Genomic DNA, 7,201 nt, shown 5'->3' on the forward strand with positions numbered 1-7,201 from the left:
ACGCCGAGCGGCGGCCCGTGGGCGAGGAGGTCGTCGCGTGTGCGCTCCCGCCGGGCGACGCGTCGCCCGGCTCTTCGCCCGGCCCAGCTGCCCCGGCCAGTTGTCCGGTCGTCCCGTACCGCGATGTCGTCGGCGGGCCTCAGCCGGTGTCGACCACCACCGTCTTGGCCGCCTTGTCGTGCAGGCCCTGCTTGTAGGGCTTGTCGAAGAAGCTCCAGCCGCCCGCGATCGCCGTCCAGACGCAGGCGCAGCAGAACGCGAACGGGATCCACAGCACGAGGGCGCGGACCAGGGAGGTCTGCACCGAGGGTGTGGAGCCGTTGTCGAGGTTGGCGACCCTGTGGTGGAACAGCCGCTTGCCGAGGGTCTGGCCCGTCCTGCTGATCATCACGGTGTCGTACGTCACGTAGAGCACCGCGGCCACCAGGGACTGCCCGAGCGACTTGCTGTACTCGATCTTGTTCGAGTCCACGTCGTACTCGGTGACCCCGAACGCCCAGGACAGCAGCCACACCACGATGCCCACCAGGATCATGTCCAGGATCCTGGCCAGCACCCGCTTCCCGCTGTCCGCGAGCGGCGGCATCCCGGCGAGCGGGTCGCCGCCGTAGGGGCCGCCACCGCCGTAGGGGTCGCCACCACCCTGCTGCTGCCCCCCTCCGGGGTACGGACCGCCTCCCGGGTACGGGCCGCCGCCCTCGCCGTAGGGGCCACCGCCACCGAACGGGGGCGGCTCGCTGCCGTACGGCGGGGTCCGGTCGCCGGACGGAGGCGGCGGGTCGTACGGGGAGCCCGCTCCCTCACCGGGCGGGGGCTGCTTCCTGAACGGGTCCTCGTCCGGTGGCCGGCCGGAGTCCGGGGGCGGCGGTTCGCTGCTCATGGCCCGAGTCGACCGCGAACCCCCCGGCTCCGCATCCGGCGAAGGGCCGTCCGGGGGACGGGATTACCGGGCCGGGCCCGCCACGAACGTGTGCGCCGCCTTGTCGTGCCAGCACTGGCTCCAGGGCTTGTCGAAGAGACACCACACGACGCCCACGAGACCGACGACCAGCAGGGACGGCACGCTGAGGACGAGCCAGCGGGCAAGTGCCCTGCCGAAGGTGGGCGGTTCGTGACCCTCTATGTCGCGCACCTCGATACCGCACAGTTTCTTGCCGAGGGTGCGGCCCCATTTGACGGTGGGCAGGACTTCGTAGAGGACGCCGAGGACGAGCAGGACGGCGAGGACGGCGCCGAGGCAGGAGGCGGTCGTGGCGTCGAGGAGCCAGACGGTGACCTTCTCGCCGGACAGCTTGGCCGCGTCGATCTTCTCGTCGATGTGGTCGACCGCCCTGGTGCCCAGCGGGACGGCTGCCGCCGCGGTGACGCCGACGATGACGACGGTGTCCAGCAGCCGGGCTGCCAGCCGTCGGCCGAGGCCGGCCGGGCGGGCCGACGCCTGGAGCCGTGCGGCCGCCTGGAACACATCGTCGACCGGCGGCTTCCACGGCGCGACCCGCTGCCCCTCGTCGGCCGGGTCGCCCGCGAGCTGATGCACCTGCTGAGCCCAGGAGGGCTGCCCCCCGCCGGCCCCGGAGGCCATGGGGGCGGCCCCGCCGGACTGTTGAGGGACGACGGGACCGGAAGCGACCTGCCCGACAGCAGGGGCGACGGCACCCGGGGTGCCCGGCGCGACGGCACCCGGACCGGCGCCGAAGCCGCCTCCGGGCGCCGCGGACGTGCCGGGTACGGCCGCCGGGCCCGCGGCGGGCACGGCGGAGGAACCGGCCGCGGGGACGGCCGACGGACCGGACGTGGCCGCTGCCCCGGACACGGCTGCCCCGGCAGGCGCGGCCGGGGCCCCGGATACGGCGGCTGACCCGGAACCGGCCGGCGCGGCGAACAGCCCGGCCCCGGCGGCGGCATTGGACGGACCGGACCCGGCGGGGACACCGGACGGACCGGACGTGGCCGATGCGGCGGCCGGCCCAGAACCGGCGGGCGCCGTGAACGAGCCGGACGCGGCGGGGGCTCCCGAAGGACCGGACCCGGTGGGCGCGGCTGATGGGACGGACGCGGCGGGCGGGCCGAATCCGGCAGGGGCGGCCGACGGGCCCGACCCGGCGGACACGCCCGGCGCACCCGGTGGCGTCGTGCCCCCGCCCTGGCGCTCCGTACGCGGGGAGGGCGCACGGAACCTCGTGTCGCCCCCGGGGTCCGCCGTGGACTGCCCGGCGCCGGTGACGGCTCCGTCCGAACTCGCCTCGTCTGTACGGCTCGTACCGCCCGTGCCCGTCTCGCCCTCCGGCCCCGTGGACGGCACCGGACCGGTGGGGCGGCGGAAGACCACCGGACTCGGGGACGCCGGGGGCCGGGCGGCGGCGCCGGAGTCGGCGGGCGGAATCGTCGTCGTGCCGTCGGTGCGCGCCGACGCCCCGTCGGGCCCGCTCACCGCGTCGGTGAACCCCTCGGTACGGGGGTCGCGCGCGCCGGACGTCTTCGGCGCGCCCCAGGACACCCGGCGGTCCTGGTCGCCGCCGAAGCCGGACTGCCGGGAGCGGTCGGCACCCCACGAGGCGGCCGGCTCGGGCCGACTGCCGTGCTGGGCCTCGGCGGAGGCGGCGCGGTGGGCCTCGGCGGAGGCGGTGCCGTGAGGCTCGGCGGAGGCGGTGCCGTGAGACTCCGGGTCCTCGTCGAAGAAGTGGGGGCCCGTCTCCTCCACCGCGGGAGCTCCCGTCTGCCCGCGTGCGGCGGAGAACTCGGGGGACGACGCCGGAGCGGGCACCTGCGCGGGACGCGCGCCGGCCGGCGGGGGAAGCGCCTCGCCGCCCGACGGCGCCGGGCGGCTCGTGCCCGGCACCCAGGCGGCGCCGTTCCAGTACCGGACGTATCCAGGGATGGAGGGGTCCGGGTAATACCCTTCGCGGGGCCTGTCGTCACCGGGGGCCGGGGTTGGGGCGCTCATGTCCGTCGTCCCGTATCTGCTCGGGGGTCGTGTGGGACGTCCACATCTACCAGACCGGCGCACGCGTCACGGCCGGTCCCGAGGTACCCACTCCTTTCGGGCAAGGTTCCACCCCCTCGTGCGGCCGGGCGTCCGAGGCTGTGGACGGTATGCGCGGACAGGGGCCGAGGCGGTCCCGAAAGTTTTCTCCGAACCCGCGTAATGGTCACGGCGCCAGGCGCTCTCCACTCGTACGGGGCCCGTCCGCAGGGGCCCGTACGACGAAAGGGAGAGCATCGACATGCACACCGTGGTGGAACGCGAGCTCGAGCTTCATCTCGTCCTGTCGCCGGAACACAGCATCCCGGTGCCGGCGCGCCTGAGTTACCGCGCCGACGACCCGTACGCCGTCCGGATCACCTTCCACGTCGGCTCCGACCATCCCGTCAACTGGACATTCGCCCGTGAGCTGCTGGTCGAGGGGGTGTTCCGGCCGTGCGGTCACGGCGATGTACGGGTGTGGCCCACCAAGGTCGGCGGCCGGAGCGTCGTCCTGATGGCGCTGAGCTCGCCGGACGGCGACGCGCTGCTCGAAGCGCCCGCCACGCAGATCACCGCCTGGCTGGAGCGCACGCTCAGGGCGGTCCCCCCGGGCACGGAGGCCGGGCAGCTCGGCATGGACGCCGGTCTGGCCGAGCTGCTCGCGCCGTCCCCGAGGCTCTCGGCCTCGCTCGACCCGACGGGAGGGCCGTCCCCGGACGATCTGTGGCTGCGCGACCCCTGGCCGTCCGACGAGTCGACGGACGGAGACCAGTCCTGACGGGGCGGCGGACGGTGTTGGGTCCGCACGGGCCGGCGGATGAAGACCCGTCCGACGGGGCGGCGGACGGTGTTCGGTCCGCACGGGCCGGCGGACGAAGACCCGTCCGACGGGCCGGTGGACGGTGAGCGGTCCTCACGGGCCGGCGGACCGGCCGGTCCCGGATCTCAGAACAGCTTGCCCGGGTTGAGCAGGCCCAGCGGGTCGAACGCCGTCTTGATCGCCCGCTGCATCTCCACGCCCACCGGGCCGATCTCGCGGGCCAGCCACTCCTTCTTCAGCACGCCCACGCCGTGCTCGCCGGTGATCGTGCCGCCGAGTTCCAGTCCGAGGGCCATGATCTCGTCGAAGGACTCGCGGGCGCGCCGGGACTCGTCGGGATCGGTCGCGTCGAAGCAGACGGTGGGGTGCGTGTTGCCGTCGCCCGCGTGGGCGCAGACGCCGATGGTCAGGGCGTACTTCTCGGCGACGCGTTCGATGCCGTCGAGCATGTCGCCGAGCCGGGAGCGCGGCACGCACACGTCGTCGATCATCGTGGTGCCCTTGACCGCTTCGAGCGCGGTGAGCGACAACCGCCGTGCCTGGAGCAGGAGTTCGGACTCGGCGGCGTCCTCGGCGGGTACCACCTGGGTCGCGCCGGCGGCCTCACAGAGGGCGCCCACCAGGGCGAGGTCGGCCGCCGGGTCGTGGGTGTCGAATGCGGCGAGCAGCAGCGCCTCGGTGCTCTCCGGGAGGCCCATGTGCGCGAGGTCGTTGACGGCCTTGACGGTCGTGCGGTCCATCAGTTCGAGCAGGGAGGGCACATGACCGCCCTCTATGATCTTGCAGACGGCGTCGCAGGCGGCCCGCGCCGACCCGAACTCGGCCGCCAGGACGAGCTGTTGGGGCGGCTGCGGCTTCAGGGCGAGGACGGCCCGTACGACGATGCCGAGCGATCCCTCGGAGCCCACGAAGAGGCGGGTGAGGTCGTACCCGGCGACGCCCTTGGCGGTTCTGCGCCCGGTGGACATCAGCCGTCCGTCGGCGAGGACGACGTCCAGACCGAGGACGTACTCGGCCGTCACCCCGTACTTCACGCAGCACAGGCCGCCGGAGGCCGTGCCGATGTTGCCGCCGATGGTGCACGTCTCCCAGCTCGACGGGTCCGGCGGGTAGTACAGGCCGTGTTCGCCGACGGCGCGGGAGAGCGCGGCGTTGACGACACCGGGTTCGACGACGGCGACGCGGTCGACCGGGCTGATCTCCAGGATGCGGTCCATCTTCACCAGGGACAGCACCACGCAGCCCTCGGTGGCGTTGGCCGCTCCGGAGAGGCCGGTGCGGGCGCCCTGCGGGACGACGGGGACACGCAGTTCGGTCGCGACGCGCATGACGTGCTGGACCTGCTCGACCGTGCGCGGCAGGACGACCACGGCGGGTGTGCCGGCCTCGCAGAAGCTCGCCATGTCGTTGGCGTAGGAGACCGTGACGTCCGGGTCGGTGAGCACGGCCTCGGCCGGCAGACCGCTCAGCAGACGGTCGAGGAGGCTGCCGGTCGCCGCCGTGTCCTCGTCGCGCGGGGCTTCGATACGGCTCATGATCACAGGGTCGCACCCGGGGCCATCGGTGTGAACCCCATTCGCGGGAGGCTTCGCATGCCGGGGTGCGGTCTTCCTATTGACGCACAGTGAACCGCATGGAGATCGAAGAGCGAGAGCCGGTGCCCGCCGGGTCCGGGCGCGCGGTGCCCGCCGGACCGAGGTCCGGGGAGCCTGCCGGCGAGCGGTCCCCGGAGGCCTTCGCCGCACGGTCCCCCGAGCCCTCGGGCGCGCGCCGCTCCCCGCTCACCCGGCGCGCGCTGATCGGAGCGGTGGCCGGCTGTGCCGTGCTCGGCGGTGTGCTGGTGCTGCTGCCCTCCCTGGACGGGCGCGGGGCGGCGCGGCCGGCCGCGGGTCCGGTGGCGCGGGCGGTGAGCGCGGTGGGTGCCGGAGTGCCCGCGGCGCTGCCCGATCTCACCGCGCTCATCCACGACCGCGAGGCCCGGGTGCGGGCCCGTCCGCGCGACGACGTGTCGTGGGCGGTGCTGGGCGTCGCCTACACGGAGCGGGCGCGGCGGACGGCGGCGGCCGCGTCCTATCCGAAGGCCGAGAAGGCTCTGCGCACGTCGCTGGAACTGCGGCCCAGGGACAATGCGGCGGCGCTGGAAGGTCTCGCCTCCCTCGCGAGCGCGCGGGGCGACTTCCGGGCCGCGCGGCAGTGGGGCGAGTCCGCGGAGAAGCTGGCGCCGAAGCGGTGGACGACGTATCCGGCGCTCATCGACGCGTACTCCGGGCTCGGTGACCACAAGGCCGTGGACAGGGCCCTCGGCAGGCTGCTCGCGCTGCGTTCCGGGCCGGCGGCCCAGGCCGTCGCCGCGCGGGTGTACCGGGACCGCGGCCGGCGGGAGGACGCGGCGGCGGCGATCTCGGACGCGGCGGCGGGCGCGGCCACCGCGCCCGAGCAGGCGGCCTTTCTCACGCAGGCCGGGGACCTCGCCTGGGAGCGCGGTGACCGCCAGGGGGCCCTGGACCACTACCGGGCCGCGGTGCGCACCGACGCGCACGCGTATGACGCGCTGGCCGGGCAGGGGCGCGCGCTGGCGGCGCTGGGGCGCACGTCGGAGGCGCTGCGCGCGTACGGGGCGGCGCTCGCCGAGCGGCCCGTGCCGCGGTACGCGCTGGAGCTGGGCGAGCTGTACGACCGGCTCGGGCGCGGGGCGGACGCGCGCACGCAGTACGGCCTGCTGCGGGACCTGGCGCGGCGGGACGGCGCCGCGGGGGTGGACGACGAACCGGTCCTCGGGCTCTTCGAGGCGGATCACGGCGACCCGCGGGCCGCGGTGCGGGAGCTGCGCGCCGAGTGGCGGCGGCAGCCCGGCATCGCGGTGGCGGACGCGCTGGGCTGGGCGCTGCACCGCGCCGGGAACGGCCAGGAGGCGCTCGGTTTCGCCGTGCGGGCCACGGACAAGGAGCACGGGGGCGGTGTGCGCAGCGCGCTGTACGCGTACCACCGGGGGCAGATCGAGCGTGATCTGGGGCTGTCCGGTCCGGCCCGCCGGCATCTCACCGAGGCGTTGCGGATCAATCCGTACTTCTCGACACTGCTGGCGCCGGCGGCCCGGGAGGCGTTGACGGCGCTGGGCGAGCCGCCGCCCGGGGGCCCGCCGGAGGAGTCGGGAGAGTCGCCGGACGAGGAGCGGGCGGCCCCGCCGGCCACCCCGGGAGCGCCCGCGGCGCGCTGACACCGAGGCGGAAGCCGAAGCCCCGGGCGCCTCTGTCCGTCCGGAACACCCGGCCGGACGGCCGGACGGCCCAGACAGCCGGACGGCCCAGACGCCTCAGACGCCTGGACGCCCGGGACACCCGGAAGGCCAGACAGCCAGACACCCGGGCGGCCGGGCGGCCGGAGACCCGGGCAACCAGAGACCCGGGCAACCGAAC

General features: G+C 75.1%; 5 protein-coding genes. 2 read left to right on the forward strand and 3 right to left on the reverse strand.

The features are described from left to right. Positions 1-139: 139 nt before the first annotated feature. Positions 140-880 carry an RDD family protein gene (locus tag ACFXGX_RS42670; RefSeq protein WP_384803716.1) on the reverse strand — a complete coding sequence of 247 codons (741 nt, stop codon included), beginning with the start codon at positions 878-880 and terminating at the stop codon, positions 140-142. Positions 881-943: 63 nt separating this feature from the next. Continuing rightward, on the reverse strand, positions 944-2,944 hold the full coding sequence (locus ACFXGX_RS42675; RefSeq protein ID WP_384803719.1) for an RDD family protein: 2,001 nt from the start codon (positions 2,942-2,944) through the stop codon (positions 944-946). 280 nt (positions 2,945-3,224) lie between these two features. Here ACFXGX_RS42675 and ACFXGX_RS42680 point away from each other — a divergent pair, with 280 nt between their 5' ends. Further along, on the forward strand, positions 3,225-3,743 hold the full coding sequence (locus ACFXGX_RS42680) for an SsgA family sporulation/cell division regulator (RefSeq protein WP_384803722.1): 519 nt from the start codon (positions 3,225-3,227) through the stop codon (positions 3,741-3,743). Between the two features lie 167 nt (positions 3,744-3,910). Here the strand turns inward: ACFXGX_RS42680 and ACFXGX_RS42685 are convergent, their stop codons facing one another. Further along, positions 3,911-5,326: an FAD-binding oxidoreductase gene (locus ACFXGX_RS42685; RefSeq protein WP_384803726.1), complete on the reverse strand. Its 1,416-nt coding sequence runs from the start codon at positions 5,324-5,326 to the stop codon at positions 3,911-3,913. Between the two features lie 92 nt (positions 5,327-5,418). On the opposite strand from ACFXGX_RS42685, the gene ACFXGX_RS42690 reads away from it, so the two are divergent. Beyond that, complete coding sequence (locus ACFXGX_RS42690; protein WP_384803730.1) at positions 5,419-7,002, forward strand: tetratricopeptide repeat protein; 1,584 nt, start codon at positions 5,419-5,421, stop codon at positions 7,000-7,002. Positions 7,003-7,201: the final 199 nt, after the last annotated feature.

The sequence above is a fragment of the Streptomyces sp. NPDC059371 genome (assembly GCF_042751995.1).
GTDB lineage: Bacteria > Actinomycetota > Actinomycetes > Streptomycetales > Streptomycetaceae > Streptomyces.